At 40.1% G+C, this 23,291-nt stretch carries 20 protein-coding genes and 2 pseudogenes; 13 read left to right on the forward strand and 9 right to left on the reverse strand.

What is annotated here, in order from left to right; genetic code table 11:
* Window positions 1–249: 249 nt before the first annotated feature.
* Window positions 250–942 carry a DUF421 domain-containing protein gene (locus tag ACFX4X_RS12745; protein WP_377383895.1) on the reverse strand — a complete coding sequence of 231 codons (693 nt, stop codon included), beginning with the start codon at window positions 940–942 and terminating at the stop codon, window positions 250–252.
* A gap of 582 nt (window positions 943–1,524) precedes the next feature.
* On the opposite strand from ACFX4X_RS12745, the gene ACFX4X_RS12750 reads away from it, so the two are divergent.
* The 4 genes from ACFX4X_RS12750 to ACFX4X_RS12765 all read left to right on the forward strand — a co-directional run bounded on the left by ACFX4X_RS12750 (window position 1,525) and on the right by ACFX4X_RS12765 (window position 6,508).
* Window positions 1,525–3,627, forward strand: a complete 2,103-nt coding sequence (locus ACFX4X_RS12750; RefSeq protein ID WP_377383897.1) for a YhgE/Pip domain-containing protein — start codon at window positions 1,525–1,527, stop codon at window positions 3,625–3,627.
* Between the two features lie 298 nt (window positions 3,628–3,925).
* Complete coding sequence (locus ACFX4X_RS12755) at window positions 3,926–4,768, forward strand: ABC transporter ATP-binding protein (RefSeq protein WP_284471435.1); 843 nt, start codon at window positions 3,926–3,928, stop codon at window positions 4,766–4,768.
* Window positions 4,701–5,459 (forward strand): ABC transporter permease, encoded by a 759-nt coding sequence (locus ACFX4X_RS12760; RefSeq protein WP_061462138.1) that lies wholly within the window; start codon window positions 4,701–4,703, stop codon window positions 5,457–5,459. Before ACFX4X_RS12755 ends, ACFX4X_RS12760 begins: the two co-directional genes overlap by 68 nt.
* Window positions 5,460–5,494: 35 nt before the next feature.
* The gene (locus tag ACFX4X_RS12765) at window positions 5,495–6,508 is read left to right on the forward strand and encodes an aliphatic sulfonate ABC transporter substrate-binding protein (RefSeq protein ID WP_377383901.1); all 1,014 of its coding nucleotides are present in this window, start codon (window positions 5,495–5,497) and stop codon (window positions 6,506–6,508) included.
* Between the two features lie 156 nt (window positions 6,509–6,664).
* Here ACFX4X_RS12765 and ACFX4X_RS12770 read toward each other — a convergent pair whose 3' ends face one another.
* Window positions 6,665–7,603: a DHH family phosphoesterase gene (locus ACFX4X_RS12770; protein ID WP_284471433.1), complete on the reverse strand. Its 939-nt coding sequence runs from the start codon at window positions 7,601–7,603 to the stop codon at window positions 6,665–6,667.
* Window positions 7,604–8,071: 468 nt separating this feature from the next.
* On the opposite strand from ACFX4X_RS12770, the gene ACFX4X_RS12775 reads away from it, so the two are divergent.
* From ACFX4X_RS12775 to ACFX4X_RS12785, 3 genes are read left to right on the forward strand one after another with little or no spacing between them, the layout of a single operon-like run.
* Window positions 8,072–9,259, forward strand: a complete 1,188-nt coding sequence (locus ACFX4X_RS12775) for a CaiB/BaiF CoA transferase family protein (protein WP_377383904.1) — start codon at window positions 8,072–8,074, stop codon at window positions 9,257–9,259.
* Between the two features lie 14 nt (window positions 9,260–9,273).
* Window positions 9,274–10,479 carry an acyl-CoA dehydrogenase family protein gene (locus tag ACFX4X_RS12780; protein WP_377384002.1) on the forward strand — a complete coding sequence of 402 codons (1,206 nt, stop codon included), beginning with the start codon at window positions 9,274–9,276 and terminating at the stop codon, window positions 10,477–10,479.
* 23 nt (window positions 10,480–10,502) lie between these two features.
* Window positions 10,503–10,814 (forward strand): DUF3870 domain-containing protein, encoded by a 312-nt coding sequence (locus ACFX4X_RS12785; RefSeq protein WP_061462142.1) that lies wholly within the window; start codon window positions 10,503–10,505, stop codon window positions 10,812–10,814.
* A gap of 124 nt (window positions 10,815–10,938) precedes the next feature.
* Here the strand turns inward: ACFX4X_RS12785 and ACFX4X_RS12790 are convergent, their stop codons facing one another.
* The gene (locus ACFX4X_RS12790; protein ID WP_377384013.1) at window positions 10,939–11,388 is read right to left on the reverse strand and encodes a hypothetical protein; all 450 of its coding nucleotides are present in this window, start codon (window positions 11,386–11,388) and stop codon (window positions 10,939–10,941) included.
* A 22-nt stretch (window positions 11,389–11,410) separates the two neighbouring features.
* Window positions 11,411–11,464: pseudogene (locus ACFX4X_RS12795) on the reverse strand (hypothetical protein); the annotation flags it as partial.
* A 155-nt stretch (window positions 11,465–11,619) separates the two neighbouring features.
* Between ACFX4X_RS12795 and ACFX4X_RS12800 the strand changes: the two are divergent.
* The gene (locus ACFX4X_RS12800; protein ID WP_377383907.1) at window positions 11,620–12,711 is read left to right on the forward strand and encodes a CotH kinase family protein; all 1,092 of its coding nucleotides are present in this window, start codon (window positions 11,620–11,622) and stop codon (window positions 12,709–12,711) included.
* Window positions 12,712–12,869: 158 nt separating this feature from the next.
* Window positions 12,870–13,841, forward strand: a complete 972-nt coding sequence (locus tag ACFX4X_RS12805; protein WP_377383909.1) for a TRM11 family SAM-dependent methyltransferase — start codon at window positions 12,870–12,872, stop codon at window positions 13,839–13,841.
* Between the two features lie 863 nt (window positions 13,842–14,704).
* On the opposite strand, the gene ACFX4X_RS12815 is transcribed toward ACFX4X_RS12805, so the two are convergent.
* The 3 genes from ACFX4X_RS12815 to ACFX4X_RS12825 all read right to left on the reverse strand — a co-directional run bounded on the left by ACFX4X_RS12815 (window position 14,705) and on the right by ACFX4X_RS12825 (window position 17,154).
* On the reverse strand, window positions 14,705–15,907 hold the full coding sequence (locus ACFX4X_RS12815; RefSeq protein WP_377383915.1) for a M14 family zinc carboxypeptidase: 1,203 nt from the start codon (window positions 15,905–15,907) through the stop codon (window positions 14,705–14,707).
* Between the two features lie 89 nt (window positions 15,908–15,996).
* Window positions 15,997–16,140 (reverse strand): hypothetical protein, encoded by a 144-nt coding sequence (locus tag ACFX4X_RS12820; protein WP_284471426.1) that lies wholly within the window; start codon window positions 16,138–16,140, stop codon window positions 15,997–15,999.
* 57 nt (window positions 16,141–16,197) lie between these two features.
* Window positions 16,198–17,154 (reverse strand): MBL fold metallo-hydrolase, encoded by a 957-nt coding sequence (locus ACFX4X_RS12825; RefSeq protein WP_284471425.1) that lies wholly within the window; start codon window positions 17,152–17,154, stop codon window positions 16,198–16,200.
* Window positions 17,155–17,496: 342 nt separating this feature from the next.
* On the opposite strand from ACFX4X_RS12825, the gene ACFX4X_RS12830 reads away from it, so the two are divergent.
* Window positions 17,497–18,474 (forward strand): 2-hydroxyacid dehydrogenase, encoded by a 978-nt coding sequence (locus tag ACFX4X_RS12830; protein WP_176432063.1) that lies wholly within the window; start codon window positions 17,497–17,499, stop codon window positions 18,472–18,474.
* Window positions 18,475–18,825: 351 nt separating this feature from the next.
* Window positions 18,826–20,079 (forward strand): multidrug effflux MFS transporter, encoded by a 1,254-nt coding sequence (locus ACFX4X_RS12835; RefSeq protein ID WP_377383920.1) that lies wholly within the window; start codon window positions 18,826–18,828, stop codon window positions 20,077–20,079.
* A 126-nt stretch (window positions 20,080–20,205) separates the two neighbouring features.
* Here ACFX4X_RS12835 and ACFX4X_RS12840 read toward each other — a convergent pair.
* Both ACFX4X_RS12840 and ACFX4X_RS12845 read right to left on the reverse strand, forming a co-directional pair.
* A pseudogene (locus ACFX4X_RS12840) lies at window positions 20,206–20,617 on the reverse strand (transposase); the annotation flags it as partial.
* Between the two features lie 259 nt (window positions 20,618–20,876).
* Window positions 20,877–21,662 (reverse strand): SDR family oxidoreductase, encoded by a 786-nt coding sequence (locus tag ACFX4X_RS12845; RefSeq protein WP_284471423.1) that lies wholly within the window; start codon window positions 21,660–21,662, stop codon window positions 20,877–20,879.
* Between the two features lie 205 nt (window positions 21,663–21,867).
* On the opposite strand from ACFX4X_RS12845, the gene ACFX4X_RS12850 reads away from it, so the two are divergent.
* Together ACFX4X_RS12850 and ACFX4X_RS12855 are read left to right on the forward strand one after the other, a co-directional pair.
* On the forward strand, window positions 21,868–22,854 hold the full coding sequence (locus ACFX4X_RS12850; protein ID WP_377383923.1) for a Gfo/Idh/MocA family protein: 987 nt from the start codon (window positions 21,868–21,870) through the stop codon (window positions 22,852–22,854).
* Window positions 22,855–22,963: 109 nt separating this feature from the next.
* On the forward strand, window positions 22,964–23,272 hold the full coding sequence (locus ACFX4X_RS12855) for an iron-sulfur cluster assembly accessory protein (RefSeq protein WP_284471421.1): 309 nt from the start codon (window positions 22,964–22,966) through the stop codon (window positions 23,270–23,272).
* The last annotated feature ends 19 nt before the right edge of the window (window positions 23,273–23,291 follow it).

A 23,291-nucleotide genomic window follows, 5' to 3' on the forward strand; every position in this document is an offset into this window, starting at 1 on the left:
GGGAAAAGCGCGTCTAGGGGAGACCCCGCAGGCGAAAGCCGAGGAGGCTCCCCGACCGCCCGCGGAAAGCGAGTGCCCTACGTTCCAATCAACGGCCAAATTGTACAACTCATAAAAAATAGACAAACTCGATTTTCATCGAGTTTGTCTACAGTCTGAGTGGTTTTTCCTTCTGGAAAAACCACTTTTTCTTTCCATACCCGAATTTATTTTTAATACTGATTATGATACTTACTGAAATGCTAAAGATCATTCCCTTGATTGATCCCAAATCAAATCAATAGACAAATTTCCTTTTGTCCCTACAACAGCATAAGAGATGTCAATAACAGAAAGGTTTCTTTTTTTAAGTTCAGCCATTAACCATTCGTCATCGTAGGTTTGTTTGGATAAGTTTTCGTATAGGATCTTCCCATCATAGACCATCTCTATCGGTATAGTTCCAGCTGAGGACCGTATAGCCAAATCCTGTTTGGTGGTATTTTGGTATTGTGTTTTTTTTAATACAGAAAGTGAGCCATTTATCTCTAATATGGCACATTCCACTTCATCAAAATGGAAGATATCCTTGCCCCGCAAAGCCTGTTTAAGAGAATCCAGTGAATACCCCATTCGCTGCATGGACTCCTCAAGAATCTGTCCTTTCTGAATTAAGGCAACAGGTTCTCCAGCAATCCATTTTCCGAAGCGCGGATTTCGAACCGCTACAAGATTCAGTATAAAAACGACGGCACCCATAATAATCATTGCAAGGATAAAATACAAGAATTTAATTTTAATATTGAATGCTAGATTGCCTGCAATTGTCCCCATCGTAATTGAAGCGATATAAAGGTGATAGGTCCTTTGGGCAATCGTCTGTTTACCGAGCAGATGGACAAATACCCATAATAAAATAAAAGCTGTAAAGGTTCGAAAGATGATTTCAACAGATCCTGGCATGGCTATTTCTCCCTTTTAAAAATCCCGACAGTTCGTTTGTAATAGTATGTTTTTACAGCAAGCCCATTATTCTGTAATTTGGGTGCGAAAGTTGAAGAAGAATTAAGTTTTTTAGGATCGTGGCCATATTTTAAATATTCCATAAAGGGAGCGATTCTTTAATAAGGATTGGTTTTCTTCCTGAACGAAGGCATAAGTCAAAAATAGGTAGGGAAACTAATTGGTTTTTTTTGTAATTAATTTGATCAACTATTAAAAATGAGGTATACCAGTTTACATGTCCCTTTTCAATAAACGGGACCCTATAGTTTTCGGCCTAGCATTTTTTTATTTCGTTCACTGTTTCAATATGCATTCCTGAATCAGTATAATCACTGTGTGTTTCGAAAAAATCAACATAATTATGAAACGTACTTCCTTATAAATCAGGCATTCAAAATAAGTGAAATAGGAAGCAAGTAGCATATCGTTACTTGCTTCTTTTTATTTGGTGTCGAAAATCCATGGATATGTTTACTTAGTATTGATTTAGAACATTTTTCGAATAATAGTATCAAAATACTTTTTGCACGGGGGTATGTTTTGAGTAATATTCGGGAGATATTCATTGACGATTTAAAATGCATTTATAAAAATTTCTTTATTTGTATTGTTGTTGTGTTTCTTATGTTCATCCCATCCATTTATGCGTGGTTTAATATTGTTGCATCATGGGACCCATATGCAAATACGGAAGGAATCCTTGTCGGTGTTTCAAATAATGATAAAGGTGCGGAGTTAAATGGCGAAGCCGTAAACATAGGCAAGGAAGTCATAGAGGGGTTAAAGGGAAACAAAGATTTGGGCTGGAGATTCACAACTCAAAAAGAGGCGTTAGCAAAAGTGGAAAAGGGGGATTATTACGCATCCATCATCATTCCAGAGAATTTTTCGGAGCATATTGCGACAATCATGACCGATGACCCTATTAAAGCGGAGATTGATTATTATGTGAATGAAAAAATCAATTCCATTGCTCCTAAAATTACGGCAGCGGGGGCCAACAGCATTGTGGGAAATGTGAGCAAAAGCTTTATCAAATCAGCTAGCGGGAGTATTCTTGCAATCTTTAATGAACTGGGAATCACCTTGCAAAATGAGTTGCCGACAATTCAGAAAATGAAGAATATGGTGTATTTATTAGAGGGAGAACTTCCGGAGCTTGAACAAAATCTGAAAATCGTACAAACACATGTGAAAAGAGCAGAAGAAATCATTAAAATGGTCAATGATGGTCTGGATTCAATAGAAGGTTTAACATCACAGAAAGACAAATTGGTGTCAGGTGTTTCTAATTATGTAGACTCAACCAAGCAGGCATTTGCCGAAATCCATCCACTCTTGAAAAATGATATTGCGAGCATCAGGAGTGATAATGAATCGATTTTAGTGCTTGCAAATAGGTTAGCGGATCAGGATTTGCCCGATAATGAGGGGAATCAGCTAGTTGAACAAGGGAGAACGAGGATAAATAAAGAGTTATATCTTTTGGACAGTATGTATAACTTATTGGTGAGCGTCAATCAATTTAGTGAAAAAAACCGCCTTCAGCCAGAAATAAATCTAGTGGATGGTTTAAGGGATAATGCTTCGGGTCAACTTCAAGCACTGAATGACCATTCCTTCGACTCACTTAGAAATCTTGGTGAAAATAATGATGAAGTCTTGGGAAGCTTCCAGGATACCTTTTCAAAGGAGACAGGACCAAAATTCAATGAAATCTGGGCTGAAACGGATACTATATTACAGAATGCCCAGCGTATGCTTGAGGAGGGAAGCCAAGCTCTTCCTGAAGTGAAGACATTGTTGAATGAGACGAATCGAACGTTAGTAACTCGTACGGGAGATATCGATAAGTTACAGGATAAATTTCCGGAGATCGAGGGAAAAATCAAGGCTCTGGCTTCTAAAATGAGAGAAATCGATAAATCTTATAATATGGAAGAAGTGATTGATTTTCTAAAGAATGATATTGAACAGGAAAGTGACTTTTTCTCGGAGCCAGTATTGCTCAATAAACACAGTTTATTTCCCATTCCGAACTATGGATCTGCCATGTCCCCCTTCTTCACGGCACTTTCCCTCTGGGTGGGTGGGACAATATTGATTTCCATGCTTAGCGTGAGCGTCACACAAAAGGGTTACAGTCCATATCAAATTTATATTGGCAGGTACCTTATATTCTTCATCATTGGATTGATGCAGGCATTAGCCGTTTCCATCGGTAACCTTTTTCTGATTGATGTATATGCAGTAAATAAATTCGAGTACGTCATGTTCTCCGTCTTGATAAGTACAGTATTTACTTTAATGGTCTACACCTTCGTCTCGGTTCTGGGAAATGTTGGGAAGGGAATAAGCGTAGTTCTGATGGTGCTTCAAATATCAGGCTCGGGAGGTACCTTCCCCATTCAAGTAACACCGCCATTTTTCCAATATATCAACCCCTTCCTGCCGTTTACCTATGCCGTTGGTTTACTTCGTGAATCAGTTGGAGGGATAACCTGGAGTGTCGCTGGCAATGATATATTCATCTTATTCCTCTATTTAATAATCACGCTCAGCTTTGGCATCATATTGAAAAAGCCACTGCATGAAAGGACGCAAAAGATGAAGGATAAATTGTATGGAAGCAGGATTTTTTAAGTTACTGAATGGAGCGGAGACCTCGGTTAACTTAACTGAAATGAAGGCACGAAATTGGATACTGAAAAATCAGCCTGAACCCTTGAAAAGGGCTCAGGTTTTTTATTTGTTGAATGGAATTTGTTTATATGAACCTTTATGTAAAATTGGAATATTTATCAATATATTGACAGTTTGATAGAAAGATACCGATAAATTAGAATTTTTGCATTTTTATTGTTGACAAAAACCATTGGATTAATCATTATTAAGAAATAATGTTTAGTTAATCGGTGCGATATAAAAGTGGGGTGACTTTATGTATTTAACAATAGATGGCATTGAAAAAAGTTTTTCGAATGAAAAGAAAGAAAGCATAAAGGTGCTCGATGAGATTAATATAGAGGTCGAGAAAGGAAGCTTCGTTTCGATCGTCGGACCTTCAGGATGTGGCAAATCGACACTCCTTTATCTAATTGCCGGCCTTGATAAGGCTGATAAAGGTGAAATACGTGTAGCTGGAAAAAAGGTGATTAAGCCAGGTCCGGAGCGGGTTGTAGTGTTTCAAGAGGCTGGGTTATTTCCTTGGTTGACGGTTCTTGAAAATGTTACATACGGATTGAAGTTAAAGAAGATTCCCAAAGAAGAGGCTAAAGCCAAAGCATTGGACATTTTAAAAATGGTTCACCTCAGCAGATATGTTGACTCCTATCCACATCAACTCTCGGGGGGGATGAAACAGAGGGTAGCCATCGCAAGAGCGCTGGTGATGGAACCTGATATCCTGTTGATGGATGAACCATTTTCTGCTCTTGATGAGCAAACGAGGATGGTCTTGCATAAAGAGCTGCTCGAAATCTGGAGAAAAACTAAAGTGACCATTTTTTTCGTTACCCATAATATTCGTGAGGCTGTTCAGCTTTCCGAAAAAATTATCGTCTTTGCAACCCGTCCCGGGAAAATTAAAGAGACGATTTCCGTCCCTTCCATGAAAGATGGAGTTATGCCGGATAGTGTAACTTTGCATACTGAACAAAGGGTTCTATCGATCTTGCAGGAGGAAATTGAAAAAGTGCTGAAGGAGGAAATGGGGAATGATTACAGCTTTAAGACGAATCATATTCATCGCGATGATAGCGGGGATATGGGAAGTCACATCTAGACTTTCCAGTCTTCCGGACTTCATGTTTCCCAGCCTGACTCAAGTGTTGGAAACTCTGTTTAATGGACTAGTAAGCGGACAAATAACCGAAGCCATCGGAAAAAGCCTTGGCCGTATCCTAATCGGCTTCACGATTGCCATTATAATAGGTCTAATCTTAGGATATTTCATTTGGCGCTTTAAACTGGTTGAGGATACGCTTGGATTCGTAGTGACTGCTTTACAATCCATCCCGAGTATCGTTTGGTTCCCTTTGGCAATAATTTGGTTTGGATTGAATGATTTTTCAATTCTCTTTATCGTCACGATCGGCGCAACTTGGACGATGACAGTTAATGCAACAAGTGGATTCCGGAATGTGCCCCAGCTGTATCAACGGGTTGCCAAAACATATGGATCAACCGGTTTTCATTTTCTACGTACCGTAATTTTACCAGCATCTGTTCCACAAATTATATCCGGGCTGCGAATTGCATGGGCATTTTCTTGGCGTGCATTGATGGCAGGTGAATTACTTGGCGGTGGCGGCGGTCTTGGACAGTTGCTGGAAATGGGCAGATCACTTGGACAAATGGATTTGGTGATCTCCGTAATGATCATTATCGCAATCATTGGAACAATTGTGGATAATGTTGTCTTCTCACGCCTAGAGCGTAATGTTCAACTGAAATGGGGAGTAAACCAACGGTAGATTAATAAGATTATAGTGTAAAAGGAGAGGGAAATATGCTGAAAAAATCATTTTTTGCCCTTATTATGTCCGTATTGTTAATCGGAATAGTAAGCGGATGCACACAATCCACCAGTAAAGAAGAGGAAAAAGGCTCTGGTAAACAAACTGTGAAAATTGGATATTTTCCTAATTTAACTCACAGTGCAACGATCATTGCACTTGAAAAAGGCTTTTTTGAAGAAGAGTTCGGTAAAGATGTTAAGATTGAAACCAAAACAGTGGCCAATGGCGGATTATTCATGGAAGCAATGGCTACAAACGCTATTGATGTCGGAACGGTTGGACCTGGTCCATTGCTTAACTTTTACGTGAAAAACCCTGAATACCATCTGATCTCTGGCGCTGTTAATGGCGGTGCCGTTCTTGTGGCCAGTGAGAACAGCAAGGTAACGGATTTAAAAGATTTGGACGGTAAAAAAGTAGCGATTCCCGTCATTGGGAGCACACAGGATGTCATGCTTAGGAAAGCCCTTCAAGATGTTGACTTAAAACCGACTACAAATGGGGGAACAGTTGAGTTGTATGCGACAGCCCCTGCTGACACAACCGCTCTCTTTGTCCAAAAATCAGTCGATGCAGCTGCTACCCAGGAACCATGGGGGTATGTATTGGAAAACCAGGCAAAAGGAAAGTTAGTGCTTGACTGGGATCAATTTGCATGGGGAAAAGATTCACCTAATACGGTAGTGGCTGCAAGCCAGAAGTTCTTGGATAAAAAGGGGCTCGCTGCTTCCTATTTGAAAGCGCATGAAAAAGCGGTGAAGTTTATACAGGACAACCCTGAAGAAAGCCAAAAACTGGTTATTAAGCATTTGAAGGAACTGACTGGAAAAGAATTAAGTAAAGAAGAAGTGGCTTCAGCATTTTCACGCTTGGAAGTGACAACTGAAGTTAATGAGCAAGTCATCCAGGAAATGGCTGACATAAGCAAAGAAGCCGGTTATATTCCTAGCAGTGATATAAAAGGCATGATCGATCTATCAACTCTTGAAAAAGTGTCCAAGTAAATTGTAATGAGAAAGCGCCTCAGCCATCCAGGCTTGGGCGTGTTTTTTGTATTCCGGTAAAGGTCGAAAAAATCTAGTTTAGGTCGGATTAATCCGTTATAATGGCCTGAGAAGATGATTATACATATAAACACGGCACTGTCATGAACTCCTGTATTATGGACAGACTCGATCCAATGCCTGAATAACATGATCAACCTCTTCCCAGGAATGGATGGTAGCACCTGACGCCAGTGAATGTCCTCCTCCATTGAATTGACGTGCGACAGAAGCGATGGGAATACTCCGTGAACGAATCCTGACACGGATTTCAGAAGGATATTCGATGAAGAAAGCCCAGATTTTGTTTCCCCTTACACTTGATAGAGTATTTACTAAATTCGAAGCTTCGATTCGATCTATTCCATACATATTTAACAGATCCTCCGTAATAATGAAGTAAGCTACCCCTTTATCGGTTACCTTGAAGCTCATGAGAATGTCTTTTTGAAGTCTTGAAGAGTTTTTCGACTTTATATTAAGCCAGTTATGGATTCTTTCTGGCTGAAAATTATAAGTTCTTAAGTGCGAAACCATTTTTAATGTCCTAGGAGTGGTATTCCCATTCATGAAATTCCCTGTATCACCTAGAATTCCTGCATAAAATGATTTAGCTGCTTCTTTATTCATGATAAAGTCTTCTGGAAATTGCAAAAATAAATCAACAAGCATTTCACTTGCAGAGCTATAAGAAGGGTCGACCCAAGAAAGGTCACCGAATTGTTCATACTCGGGGTGGTGGTCAATTTTGATCAGCAGGTCCCCGTGATCATAGCGGGAATCACTTATCCGTGAAAGGTTGGCAGTATCACAAACAATCACTAAGGCCCCTTTGTATTTTTTATCGGTAATGACATCCATTTCACCAATGAATAAAAGCCTATCCACTTCTTCGCCAACCACAAAAACTTCCTTGGCAGGGTATGAGTGCTTCAAAAGCCGTTGTAAGCCGATTTGTGATCCCAATGCATCGGGGTCCGGATTAACATGGCGGTGAATGATAATGGTTGGGTATTTCTTGATCGCTTCGATTATTTCCTTTTTTTTATTGACCATATTGCCATCTCCCTTTGAATCTTTCCTTGTCTGTCGACCGATAATTGATTGTATGGAAAATTCTCATTTTAAATATAGACAGTTATGTATATCCAATCATCACATGCCTCACGAATAAAGGCAATTCCAATTACTTTAGCTTGAGGGAGTCCTGGAAGTATTTTTATATTAAACGGGAAGTATGCTAAAGAGTATTTCAGTGGAAGTAATAAAAACACCCAAACAAAGTTATTGCAAAATTCAAAAAATGAAACTATACTTAATTTACCAAACCGATGACAACAAGTTACCTTGTTGCATGGCCGGCTTGTCATAAATCTGGAATTCATAAAAATTGACTTGGTTCACTTGATCTTCCTTTGCAGGAAGACAGTTCGTGGATAAGGGTCAGTGAAACATCAATGTATGACATTGTTGGTTTTACTGGCTCTTTTTTGTGTATCCTGACAGTTTGAAAGAGGTGATGATATGAATGGAGCTTTGGAAGGAGTCAGGATTATCGATGTATCCCGTGTTTTGGCGGGACCGTTCTGTTCAATGATTCTCGGTGATTTGGGTGCGGAGGTAATTAAAATTGAGCATCATGAATCAGGTGATGAAACGAGAGGGTGGGGTCCGCCATTCGCCCAAGGAGAAAGCGCTTACTATTTATGTGCCAATCGAAATAAGCAAAGCATGACCTTGAATTTAAAATCTGAACAAGGGAAAGAGATTTTCCAGAAATTAGTGTCTTCAGGGGATATAGTGATTCAAAATTTTAAGACGGGTACATTGGAAAAAATGGGGTTAGGTTATGAAGATTTAAAGGAAATTAACCCTAAATTGATCATGGCCTCGATTACGGGATTTGGTTTAACCGGTCCTTATAAAGATTTGCCTGGCTATGATTATATCATTCAAGCAATGAGTGGTTTGATGAGCATCACAGGAGAAAAAAATGGAAGCCCCGTGAAGGTCGGAGTGGCCATAGCTGACATATTGACTGGTTTGTATACAGGCATTGGCATTCTATCCGCTTTACATCATAGGGATAAAGAGGGGGAAGGACAGGAAATTGATATTTCGTTAATGGATTGTCAGGTTTCTTCATTGGTGAATGTTGCCAGCAACTATTTATTCAGTGGCTTGACCCCTGAACGAATGGGAAACCAACATCCCAATATCGTTCCATACCAGACGTTCCGGACAAGGGATGGGGAGCTTGTCGTGGCTGTAGGAAATGATGATCAGTTCAGGAGATTCACAACCGTTTTAGGCAGACCTGATTTAGCCGAGCAGGAACAGTTTAAGCATAATGAAAAACGTTTGCAAAACAAGGAAGAATTAATACGGATTATAGAGGATTCGTTGAGAGGAAAGACAAAGAAAGAATGGAAAAGGCTGTTTGATGATGCAGGGATACCCAATGGTCCGATTAATGATATCGCAGAGATGTTCGAGGATCCACAAATCATCGCAAGAGGCATGTTGGTGAACATGGAACATCCGACAATTGAAAATCTTAGAGTGACGGGATCGCCCCTGAACCTTTCGAAAACGCCGGTTACGATGAGAAAGCATCCGCCGTTGTATGGTGAGCATACCGATTCCATTTTGGCTGAAATTGGATATAGTCCAGACCAAATAAGCAAATTCAAGGAAAATAAAATTATTTAGGAGGAATTTTAATGATGAATTTCGAATTAACAGAAGAGCAGCAAAGTGTAAAGAAAGTGGTAAGGAAATTCGTGGATAGGGAAATTACCCCATATATTCAAGAGTGGGATAGGCAGGGTCAATTCCAGCCACATATTTTAAAAAGATTAGCGGAATTGCAGTTGATGGGCGTTTGTATACCAGAAGAGTACGGTGGAGTCGGAATGGATTATAATACCCTGGCCATCGTTTGTGAAGAACTGGAGCGAGGCGATACGGCTTACCGAACCGCAGTTTCTGTACATACAGGGTTGAATAGCATGACCCTGCTGCAATGGGGGACGGAAGAACAAAAACGGAAATACTTAGTTCCTCAAGCAAAAGGGACCAAGATTGGCGCTTTTGGGCTGACTGAACCGAATGCAGGATCTGATGTAGCGTCAATGAAATCAACTGCAAAACGTGTTGGGGACCATTATATCCTGAATGGATCAAAAACTTGGATTTCGCTCTGTGATTATGCAGATCATTTCCTTATTTTCGCCAAGACGGATCATGATGCCGGCTCAAGGGGAATTACCGCTTTTATAGTGGAACGGACTTTTGAGGGAGTGGAGTCGAAAGCCATTAAAGGGAAATTAGGAATCCGTGCGGGGAATACAGGCGAAGTCTTTTTAACGGATGTAAAAGTTCCGGTGGAGAATAGGCTTGGTGAAGAAGGTGAGGGCTTTAAAATCTCCATGTCGGCATTGGACAGCGGCCGGTTTACAGTGGCCGCAGGTGCTGTAGGGTTAATTGAAGCAAGCCTTGAAGCAAGCTTGAAGTATTGTCATGAACGAAGTACCTTCGGAAAAGAGATTGGCAGGCATCAGCTCGTTCAACAGATGATTGCCAAGATGACCGCAAATTTAGAGATTTCAAGATTGCTGGTCTTTAAAGCGGGTACCTTAAAAAATCAAGGAAAAAGGAATACGAAGGAAACATCACTTGCCAAGTGGATATCATGTAATGCTGCTAACGAAGTGGCCAATGATGCTGTTCAAATTCATGGTGCCTATGGCTACTCGGATGAATATCCAGTCGAACGTTTTCTCCGGAATTCAAAGGCTCCGGTCATTTACGAAGGAACCCGTGAGATTCATACTGTAATGCAGGGTGAATACGCTCTTGGCTACAGACAAGATAAAGCGCTTCGCAAGCAATTGCCTGCATGGCCCTTCGAGCAAATTTCCGTACATTAATTATAGATAGAGGAGATCAGATGATGAACACATACTTTATTGCAGGGCATGCAAAACTTCCACAAGGGATGGCAGCGAGAAATATATATGATTCCATCACGATCACGGTAGAACTTGATTTTAAACATGGTGTCATTGTCGAGGCTTCCTGTACACTTGCTACAGAACATGGCAGGGAATTCATTCGTCACCTGCTGCGAGGGTATTGCCTGAAAGATGGTATCGAAGAATTGATTGATCGTGTACAAAAGTATTATCGTGGAAAAGCTGGTCAAGCCATTCAAGCAGGACTGAAGGATGTGTATGCACAGTTCGAATTGGTCTCCGTCAAATAAGGGAAAATGGAAGGATCCTACCGGTATGTGAAACCGATAGGATCCTTTTTTGAGGATTAAAAAATCATTCAATTTTCGTTTTCAGGATATAAAAAAGAGGCGTTGATGTAAACACCTCTTTGTCTTATAAATTATTAAAATACATGAAAGGGATGATGAAACTAGAAGCTCCAATTCCATTTCTTGTTGCCGCTGCCGTGGTTAGAAGATCTCCGATTTCTGCTAGTACGCCTTTGGTTTCTGCATGTAGATCTCCGATTTCTGCTAGTGCGCCTTTGGTTTCGGCATGTGGATCTCCGATTTCTGCTAGTGCGCCTTTGCGCGCTGCATGTGGATCTCCGATTTCTGCTAGTGCGAATTTGCGCGCTGCATGTGGATCTCCGATTTCTGCTAGTGCGCCTTTGCGTGTTGCATGTAGATCTCCGATTTCTGCTAGTGCGCCTTTGCGTGCTGCATGTAGATCTCCGTTTCCAGCAAGATCCCCATCGTGTGCCGGAAGTGGACCTTTTCCAGCAAGTGGACCGTCTTTTTTTGTTTCTTTTACGTGAAGAACGGCAATTTGAACGTGGGTCATTAAACATGAAATCGCTTAACCCGAAGGAATTGGCTCTATCCACCGCATTTTGTATATCACGAATGATGTTTGACATATTTATATATCCTCCTTTCTATACGTTAGACTATTCGGCTTGTACGTAATGTGCTAATGATAAACGCACAACTTTTTTGAAAAAAAGAGTTGTTTTTTTGTGACGTCCTTCGCTTTTTCCCATAATTTAATAGGAAAGTGAAAGGGAAGGGTTATATGAATAATGACCAGAAGCTGCCTGTATATCAGCTTTTTATTCCACCTGTAAATTTAAAGGAACTTCGCAGGGATATATGGTGCAATGATCCTTTACCTGCAAAGTTAACCATTAACAGAAAAAAATTGGATATTGATATTGTTTACCGTGGCTCACATATCCGCGGTTTCCAGAAAAAGTCTTATAATGTAGTCTTTTATAAACCTAATACTTTTAGGAATGCTAAGGAAGTTCATTTAAATGCTGAGTATAAGGATAAATCTTTACTAAGAAATAAATTATCTTTAGACTTTTTTGCGGATATCGGGACTTTATCACCGAAATCCCAGTTTGTTTTCCTGAATCTGAACGGGAAGGACGAGGGAATATATCTAGAATTGGAATCAGTGGATGAATTTTATTTGAAGAATAGGGATCTTCCTAAGGGATCAATTTTCTATGCAGTGGACGGTGATGCAAATTTTTCATTGATGAGTGATTTGGATAAAGGAATCAAAAAATCATTGGAAATGGGATATCAAAAAAAATGCGGGTCAGCAAAGGATGAATTATATTTACAAGAATTGATTATCCAAATCAATACAATTTCAAGGGCGGATTTTGAAAGGGAAATCGTAAATTATCTCGATGTGGAAAAGTACCTGCGCTGGCTGGCTGGTGTCATATTCACGCAAAACTATGATGGGTTTGTTCACAACTATGCCCTGTATCGAAATGGAGATACTGGACTCTTTGAAATGATTCCATGGGATTATGATGCGACATGGGGCAGGGATGTTAACGGAAAAGTGATGGAAGAGGATTATGTGGGAATCGAGGGATTCAATACATTGACTGCTAGAATCCTTGATGTAAGGGCATTTCGTGTTCGATACCAAAGACTCCTAAAGGGGATTTTGAACACCCGGTTTAACGTTAAGCATATGAAACCCATCATTCAGGGAATGCATGATCAAATAAGTCCTTATGTTTCAAAAGATCCATATATCAAGGATAATAAGAAAACTTTTGATAATGAGCCTGATTTTATCCTGAAATTCATAGAGAGCCGCGCAAAGTATATAAAGGGTCGGCTGCATAAATTAGATTAATGATTCCCATACTTTAACTTTGAAAATTGTGATTGGAAATGGGGAAAAATAACGGGAGTGTTGAAAGAAAAGCATTCCTGTTGTTTTTTCTGCACGATTCCATTTGCTTTTCCATCCTATTACAGCTATGTTTGATAGAAAGATATAATCTATAGTAAATGAAGGATGGGAATGGATTGACTAATCAAAGCCGTATACCGGCATATATATACACCTTTACGTGCAGCCCTGACGAACGCTCATTATCTAAAATGGAAATGCGCTCGTTCTTTGGCTTTGAGGCTTCAGAAAATATATTAAAAAGTGATATAAAAATTGAACCGAGCAGAAGTCCCTTTATAAAAGGACGGGTCGATGTCATGTTTGAAGGGGATAGCATATCCGAAATTGTTGAGCAAGTGAAGGATATAAAATTGCCTGATTCGACGTTCAAAGTGTTATTCGTAAAAATTAATGATCTTAATAAAGAAGAAAAAATAGATTATGATGGACAGCGTGAAATTGAACGGGAGATTGGCTGGCACATTCAGGGGAATGCCGATGTGAGAAATCCTGATCAGGTCTATGGAATAGTAACCCTAGGCGGCCGTTGGTATTTTGGGAAGTATGTAAAACCTGAAGCGGTTTGGTTACATCATATGAAAAAGCCGCGTGAATATTCAACAGCACTTAGCACACGAGTGGCGAGGGCCATTGCCAACATAGCCGTTCCACATCCAGATGGAGTGAAGGCCATTGATCCATGCTGCGGAATTGGAACGGTATTGGTGGAAGCACTATCAATGGGGATAAATATTGTTGGCCGAGATATCAACCCACTTGTTACTGACGGTTCCAGGGAGAACATTGCCTATTTCGGACTCGAAGGTGATGTAACTACAGGTCCGATTTCGGAGGTCACCAGTAAATATGATGTAGCGATTATCGATATGCCTTACAATTTATATACGCATGCGACGCCGGAAGATCAGCTATCGATCCTTAAACATTCGAGGGGCTTTGCTGACAAGGTCGTTGTCGTTACGATTGACACGATGGATCATATGATTGAAGAAGCAGGATTTGAAATTGCTGATCGTTGTGTAGCAAGGAAAGGCATTTTTTCCAGACAAGTTGTAGTGTGTGTATAAGTTTCGTCAGCAAGATGAAAAAAGCTGAAATCTTTAATGGTTTTGAAGTTACCCCTGTAAAACAGACAACTAAAAAGGCTAAGTTGCCATCTGGCATCGATATTCTATCGGTGCGAGGTGGCAGAGTCTTTTTTGGAATCGTTCACAATGGCTGCTTGTCGTTATTTTCAGATTCAAATTGATTTAAAAAAATACATTCTGATTCAATACAAGCATTATAAATGACAGTTTCCCTTACGAAGGGGGCTTCCAATAACACCCAGTTGTGCTAATTGCTTATGATAGGCGGGAGATGTGTACTGAAACCCTTGATCCGAATGGAGAATGGTTCTGTACACATTTCTTTTTTCTGTTACTGAATTTAATCTATCCAACACAAGATGTAAATCCCTTCCGTGAAGACAACTTCCAAGCAATAATCTCATTGTTATAATGTCTTATACGGCAGATAAATAATGAAATCCACACTTCAGCAAATATAGGTAATATCCCTAACGAGTACTTCAGTGGGCTCTATTCTGAAATTTTCGTTCAAATGTGGATAGGTTCTAGAGTATTCGCCTTTAAAGAAACGCGGTTTCCCTTCTAATAATGGACTGTACTTGTAATTCCCACATTAAGCATATACTTTTTTGTGAATGACGAAAAAGCCTCGATCGCAATGCAATTTTCACCCGAGGACATCCATACCATCTAGAAAACTTTGAACTGCTTGAATCTTTAACTCCAAGAGTAGCGTTATTTTTTCTAGGCATAATAAAATCCCTCTCCAAGAATGAACGTTTTTTACACTGTCCACTTAGAGGGGATAATATCAATTTATCTATTGAGATAGCCGCCTTTAAAATTAAGTTTCAACGTGATTAGAATCCCGGTGTAGATGAACTTTCAGGAATATTTTCATAGTCTGATGGATTAAGATTATGAACCGATCCATCTGTTACACCATTGATAATACCCATTAGACCAGTTTCAACCGTTTTTACTAGCTGGCCTTTCTTTTTTTGCCCAAAGTTTTGTGTTTGTCCACTTACTTCAAATAGAACCGTACCACTTCCGTTTAAAGCAAACGTTCCTAAAGCAGTACCTGGCAGGTCGATAGATTGATCGTACAATGAAATATTTGTAAACACGGAATTCCCTTTTGCTTGTAGTGCGTTATACGCAGTAAGTGTCAACTGACGGGAGAAATCATATTTAAAATTATCTGCATACTCTGCATATTTAGCCCCTGCAGGAGTGCTTGGGTTGGCAACGAATTTTCCGGATATTGACATTGTTACACGATCATCAGTTCCTTCGATATATGGGAACCCTTGGTGATGAAGGTCGATAAAAACATCCACTTTACCAAATTTCGATTTTAACCCTTTATATATGTCACGTACCGTTTGCGATTCAGGTGTAATAAACCAGCCCGGCTTTTCAGATGCCCCCGGGAAGTCTTGAGGCTTTGGTACATAGTTAAGGTTTGGATTAAAGTCACGATTAACATCAAATCCCGGTTTGCTAGCATAGTCGTCTCCAGATCTGGGAATCGTGTAATAGTTCCAAGCGGGTTTCACATTTGAAAGTTGTGGGAATTTCCCTACAACCTCTGACCATGTCATCTCATTTCCACGGCGATCAAGCTCTGAGGCGTCTACGTTCATCATTGGAATAGCAACGATTGTTAATTCATCAAGCATTTTCTTTACCTCAGGCGAGTTGCTTTGACCAAGGTTTTCAAGAATGTTCAATAACGCAACAGTTCCTGTTTTTTCATTTCCGTGAATTTCACTTTGAATAAGAACGACTTTGTCACCATGACCGACCGTTACCTTGTGAATGGAACGCCCCTGATTTGTTTGTCCAGCCACTTCTACTTTTACTTTCCCTTTACTCACTTGCTCAAGTTGATTTAATTTTTTTACAAGCTCGTCATAATTAAGGAATGCTTCAGTAGAAAGATTCGTTCCACCTGTCGGGTTTGGTCCTCGTTCAGCAAAGCTGACATTAGGGCCAAGTAATGCTGCTGCTATTACTGTTGAACTTAAAACCTTAAAAAGTTTCTTTTTCACATCCATTATCCTTTTTCGAAAATATCCAATATTCAGAAAAATTCTTCGTTTTCTCTTCTTTTTCCTGTTAGATTATTAAAAACACCTAAAAAGGCCTATAAATGTGAAAAGAAAAATTCAATCCAAAATGACAGTTTACCACGCAGCGCAATTTTCATCCGACGGTATCCATACCATTTAGATAACCTTGAACTGCTTGAATCTTTAACTTTCAAGAAGCTGTTATTTTTTCTAGACATAGTAAAATCCTCACTGAGGGGACAGTGGGGATAATATCTATTCAGCCTTATTGATTGTCACTTAGTTTGATAATGAACTACATATTCGATAAGTTGTTTCTTGACCTTCCCCTGATATTCCAAGTAATCCAAATGGCCGATGATTTCTGACATGACGAGCGGGAATTCTGATGTATACTTTTGTTTGTAAAATTCCTTTGCCAGTTCATTTCCTGTAGAAATTCCAGATTCTATTAAGGCCAGGATTTTTTGTGACTTTCTCTCAATGCTATTGAGTCTTTTTTCAATCAATGGACCAGGTTGTTCCATGATGTTGCCATGACCTGGTAAGAGGAGATTCACCTGTAATGCTAAACATCGCTTTAATGAGTCGATATGATCGACAAGAGTCAGCATCCTATTGCCGTTTTCATCAGGTTCGATCAAGGCGTTACTTGAAATATGTTCAATCAATAAATCACCGGAAAGAAGCAGTTTCCCTTTTTGGTCAAGAAAAGCAATTTGATCCGGGGCATGCCCGGGAAATTCGATCACTTCAAAATTCAGCCATTGTTTTCCTGTGATTGCGATGATGTCACAATTCAGTTTTTGATCTTTATTATTGTCGACCGCGTTGAAAAGGTATGCTACTTGTTTATCTCCAAGTTCGCCACAGCCCATCTCAAGATAAAGCTGCTTATAAAATTCTATTCTCATATTTAAGAAGTCAGGGTCCCGTTTTAGACGGGGAACGGATTTAGAATGGGCATAGACTGGTATAGGATGGAGTTCAGTAATCCGGTTGACCAAGCCAACATGGTCCCCATGATGATGGGTTAATAAAATTCCCGTGATATCCCCAACGGTAAATCCATTTTCCTTTAAGGTTTGCTGCAGTGCATTCCAGCAAACGTCATCATTCATACCAGCATCGACTAATGTTAAAGATTCATCCTGTTTGACTAAATAAAAGTTTATACTTTTTAAAGATAAAGCGCTTGGAGCTATAATTGGATAAATTTTATTATTTTTCATGAACGTCTCATATCCTCCTAAATCGAGATAAACTTCATCTGAAAAATTGCGACATTACTAAATAAAGTAAGAATAGAATTATAGGGTTATTATTTATGATTAGTTGAATGAAATAAAACTGTCAAGCGGAAGCTTTCAGATAAACAATATTTTAATAGTAAGAATGATTGGAAATGAATGGTCTAATTATCTAGTTTATTTTAAAATTGAATAAACAATCTGGTTACTTAGCCAATATAATAATTAATTTTTTTGAAGTCTCATATGAAATGAAAACTGAATGCATGACGAATGAAGCAAGTGTGTCTCCATGAATAAAAAAACGGTATGGGGGGTTATGGTTTGAAGCCTAAAATTTATATTACAAGGAAATTGCCGGAACAAATCATCGATGGTCTTAGTGGGAATTATGATGTCAGGATGTGGGACCAAGAGGATATACCGGTCCCTAGAGAAGTCCTTGAACAAGAAATGCAAGAAGTAGAGGGGCTGCTTTGCTTGTTGACGGAACAAATCGACGAGTCACTGATTGAAAAGGCGGCTAATCTGAAAATCATCGCGAATATGGCAGTAGGCCATAATAATATTGATGTTCAAAGTGCAACTAAACGGGGCATCATGGTAACGAACACACCGGGGGTCTTAACGGAAACGACAGCCGATTTAACCTTCGGCTTGCTCCTTGCAACGGCAAGGAGGTTGATGGAGGCAGAAGATTATTTAAGGAGTGGGAGATGGGAAACGTGGTCGCCAATGCAGCTGACCGGACAAGATGTAAACGGTGCGACGCTTGGTATCATCGGGTTAGGGAGGATTGGTGAAGCCCTTGCAAAAAGAGCAAAGGGATTTGATATGAACTTAGTTTATTTTAATCGTAGTCGAAAGTATGAAAAGGAAAAAGAATTGGGAATCGAATATCAGCCCCTTGAAAAATTGCTCCAAATCTCGGATTTCGTTTGTGTCATGCTGCCGCTCACACCGGAAACCGCTTATATGATCGGCAAGGAGCAGCTGGGATTAATGAAAGGGACGGCTGTGCTCATTAATACCGCAAGAGGCGGGATAATTGATGAAAACGCGTTATATCAGGCGCTGAAAAATCAGGAGATTTGGGCGGCTGGACTGGATGTATTTGAAGAAGAACCCGTTCCGTTGGATCACCCTCTGCTTACATTGCCCAATGTGGTTACATTACCCCATATCGGGAGTGCAAGTATTGCCACAAGATTAAAAATGGCAACTCTTGCTGTACAAAACTTGAAGGAAGGATTATCTGGTGATTCTCCCCGTAATTTAGTATTGTTGAATAAAGGAAAATGAAGCTAAAATGGGGTTCGGATTGGTTTCACCGTTTTTTACTCTCAGACTTTTCTCCAAGTTTGGCTATAGTCTGAATGACTCCGAAATGGGGTCATTTTTTTATGGGGAATGTTGGACCTTTAATAGTTTTTCTTTACTTCGTCGTATTCTCAAATGATATTTCCTGATATATGATTTGTCCTTTTTAGAAGATTTCGGAGTTTTGATGCACCTGTGCTTAACTGAGTGCCGAAAGGAAGAATCCCTTTCAATTGAAGCATACTTATCGTAAATTGTTCCGGTCTTTTGTAAAATAAAGAAAGTCGAGTTTTATTTAGGAAAAACAATTAGTTGAAAGGGATAGGGGTAATAATGATTGAAATGAAGGAAACGATATCATCAGGCAACGAAATGACTAAATCCAAAAGGCTGTTGATGGCTCTTATGCTAGGGTCTTTTGCAGCCATCGGACCACTCTCACTTGATATGTATTTACCGGGTCTCCCCACACTGGCAGAGGATCTGAAAAGCAGTACGTCATTAGCGCAGCTGAGCTTGACTGCCTGCTTGTTAGGATTGGCTTTGGGCCAAATTTATTTAGGGCCGCTAAGTGATGCAAAAGGAAGGCGTTCACCGTTAATCATATCTTTATCCATTTATTGCATTACATCTCTGTTATGCGCTTTTGCTCCAACCATTGAATTGCTTTTATTATTACGTTTTATCCAAGGTATTGCGGGAGCGGGAGGCATTGTCATTTCAAGGGCCATAGTTCGTGACCTTTTTTCAGGAACGGATTTGACCAAGTTCTTCTCCATGTTAATGCTGGTGAATGGGGCGGCACCGATATTGGCTCCGGTTTTTGGCGGTCAACTTTTGCAGTTCACTTCTTGGCGGGGAGTTTTCATTGTCATTTCAGTATTAAGTATCATTATGGTTGCGGCTGCATTTTTTGGGATAAAGGAAACTTTATCGCCTAATCTCAGGAGTGCTGGTGGGATAAACGATACAATCAAGACGTTTGGGAATTTATTGAAGGATAGGGTGTTTATGGGCTATGCTTTTGCACAAGGATTCATAAGTGCCGCAATGTTCGCTTATATCTCCGGATCACCTTTTGTTCTCCAGAACATTTATGGCGTTTCCCCACAGACCTTCAGTCTGATTTTTGCAATAAACGGAATTGGGATCATCATCGCTTCACAAGTTGCCGGGAAGCTGGCAGGGAAGGTTAAAGAAGAAAAACTGCTTCAAATGGGATTATGTCTAGCTTTGTTTGGGGGAATATTACTTCTTGCCTCAGTCCTTCTCGAAATTGGGCTGGCAGGAATCTTGGCCGCTTTATTCCTCTCCGTCTCCAGCGTCGGTATTGTCGGTACAACGAGTTTTTCTTTAGCGATGCAAAATCAGAAAAAAACAGCAGGCAGTGCTTCGGCTTTAATTGGCTTGCTTCCTTTCATATTAGGATCACTAATGGCTCCCTTGGTGGGACTAGGTTCAGGTGAGTCACCCTTGCCAATGGGGATTGTGATGGTAAGTTGTCATGTCATCGCCATGTGGGCTTATTTACTCCTTGCCCGTCGCGGGTTAAGGCGAGTTGCTTTAAAAGAAAAGCTGAAATCCTGATGTGGGATTTCAGCTTTCAGTTTGTAGACAAAAGGGATTCGGAATTAAAACATTCCGAACCCCTTTTGAAATTCCCTTTGAATTTTGCTCAATATTAAGGAATTGGGTCTCTATGAGCCCCCTATGTTAGGGACCTTGCCATGTCCAATTGGCCATCTTCTTTACATTCATGGCAGTGAAAGTGAGCATCGCCTGCATCGACAATTTTTTAAGTCCCCTTAAAGTAATCCAACGCATGCCATGCTTTTCTTTTGCATCTGCGAAAACACGCTCCGCATAGATAGGTTTTACATCTTGATGATGACGCAGATGATCGGCTTCTTTCATATAATCTTGCCAGATATGACATGTCACTACTTTTTGATGGTCATTACTTTCGGTCACTTTGATAAAAATGGACATGTCACACAAATGTGTTTTGGTGTTTTGTCTCGCGATAGCCCTCGTAATTCGTTGTTGAGTACTTTAAAATCTCGCCCGATGGGCAAAGGTAATAATCAAAATGTTCATCGTAAACATAGTCATGTTTGCAGAAATATTAAAACAAAAAAGACTGTAGGCAAAAGAGATTTTATCTAAATTTTATAACAAAGTTGATTGGAGCGGAAGGCGCGAGACTCCTGCGGGAAAAGCGCGTCTAGGGGAGACCCCGCAGGCGCAAGCCGAGGAGGCTCCCGGACCGCCCGCGGAAAGCGAGTGCCTGGAGTGGAAATCAACGCTACAGTCTGAAAGCTGAAATCCTAATATGGGATTTCAGCTTTTCCCTTTTAATGGAATATCCGAGGGGGAAGTATGAATTATAATAGTGATTCTGCACCATCGATATAAACTTCCGTGCCCGTAATATGGGAGGACATGTCTGATGCTAGAAACAATACGAGATCACCAGCTTGTTCGGTAGTCCCCGCTTTCTTCGCCAGGGGCTGAGAACCTTGCGGATATTCTATGGGAATCCTGATTTTTTTTAAGTTTTCATCTTCCGGGAAAGTGTTATCGTGAATGTTCGTATCGATGGAGCCGGGACAAATGGTGTTCACCCTGATTTTATATTTTGCCAATTCGAGTGCAGCCATTTTACCAAAAGCGACTTGACCAGCTTTGGATGAGCTATAGGCGGAAAATCCAAAATTCTTGAAATAGCGGTTTCCGTTGATGGAGCTATTAATTACGATGCTGCCACCCGTTTCCTTCATATAGGGAATGGCGTATTTGATGGTGAGAAAGGTGCCTTTGAGGTTGATGGTATGTGTCTGATCCCAATCTTCTGGCTTTATATCTTCAATAGGGGCTATCACTCCGTTTATGCCTGCGTTTGCAAATACAAAATCAATTTTGCCAAAATGGTCATAGGCGGCCTTGTAGGCATGTTCAACTTGCTCAGCCTTGGAAACATCCGTTTTAATGATTAAAGCCTCTCTGCCCAGGTTTTCCACTTCTTCCTTCACCTTTTCGGCATTTTCGACTGTACGGTCAAAAAAGATGATGTTCGCGCCGTTTTCAGCAAGTTTAAGTGCTGCACCGCGGCCAATTCCAGATCCTCCACCGGTAATGATGGCAACTTTGTTTTTCATTAAATCTGTCATAAACTTCACACGCTCCTTTTAAGTTTTCTTTCCCGTTTAGGGAGTATGTAGAAACATCATGGCAGTGATTATATAGGAAAATTATAAACGAATATTGCCTGAAAAATCCAATTTAAACGGTTGCCAGTGTTCATTATTCTTTGTTTTTCAAGGAAATGTCTGTATATTGAGGACATGATAAGTTAGTTTGAAAGGGGATAGGCTGTTGATACGAATAGGGGTAATAGGTACAAATTGGATCACGGAACGATTTTTGGAGGCTGTAAAGCATGTAGCGGATTTATCTTTAACCGCCGTGTATTCACGTACAGAAGCGAAAGCCAAGGAATTTGCCAATAAATACGATGTACATACGATTTTTACAAATTTAGAAGAAATGGCGGCCAGCGATGAGATCGATGCTGTATATATTGCCAGCCCTAACTCTCATCATTGCAGGCAAGCCGTGTTGTTTTTACAAAATAAAAAACATGTATTATGTGAAAAACCAATGGCCTCAAATGCGGCAGAAGTAATGGAAATGATTGAAGCTGCAAAACAAAATGAAGTGCTATTGATGGAAGCGATGAAATCGACCATCATGCCGAATTTCGAAAGTATAAAGGCGAATCTGGATAAAATCGGGAAAATACGACGTTTTTCGGGAAGCTTTTGTCAATATTCATCTCGCTATGATTCGTATAAACAAGGCACTGTGCTGAATGCATTCAATCCTGAATTCTCTAATGGTTCTTTAATGGATTTAGGTATTTATGTCCTCTATCCACTTGTTGTACTATTCGGTAAACCAAATAAGGTGCAGGCGTCAGGAACGATGCTTGAATCAGGAGTTGATGGACAGGGCACGATCTTGCTTTCCTATGATGAAATGGAGGCGGTCGTCATGTTTTCGAAGATTACCGAATCCAATTTGCCATCGGAAATTCAAGGTGAACTTGGAAGCATCCTCATTCAGAAAATTTCAGGACCGCAAGCGGTGGATATCCAGTATCGGGATGGAACAACTGAAAGCATTTCGGCTAAACAGGATATGCCTACCATGTATTATGAAGCGAAAGAATTTGTTGAATTGATACAGCAGGGGAAAATGGAGTCCGATATAAATTCATATTCTAATTCACTGTTGACTATGGAAATCATGGATGAAGCAAGAAAGCAAATTGGCGTCGTCTTTCCTTCAGACCGATTATAAGCACTTAATTGGACATGTCCAAGCAGGAAGGATATAAATGGATGTTACTGTTGCCCCATAATTGGGTAGAATTTAGTACATGGAAATTTTTATTGTTGGAGGAATGGACATGAATTGCAAAATTAATCGTAATGCAGCAAAGGTCTTACAAAAAATGCTGGGCACTGATGAAGCCGAAGGGAAAATGATTCGTGTATATATCACGCATATGCATGGCGATCATGCCCATTATGAGATGAAACTAGATACACCGGCAGAGCATGATGAAATCGTCAAAACAGATAAAGATATCGATATCTTGCTTGATTCACGTGAGGAATTTCTGGATGGCGTCTGGATTAAATATTTTTATGTACCTGAAGAAGGCTTTGAAATCACGAACCCTTCAAAAGAGCCGCACGGACATCATCACGATTAAGATTAAGGGGGAGGATTTG

It is taken from the genome of Peribacillus sp. YIM B13481, from assembly GCF_042787985.1.
GTDB classification, from domain to species: Bacteria; Bacillota; Bacilli; order Bacillales; family DSM-1321; genus Peribacillus; species Peribacillus simplex_A.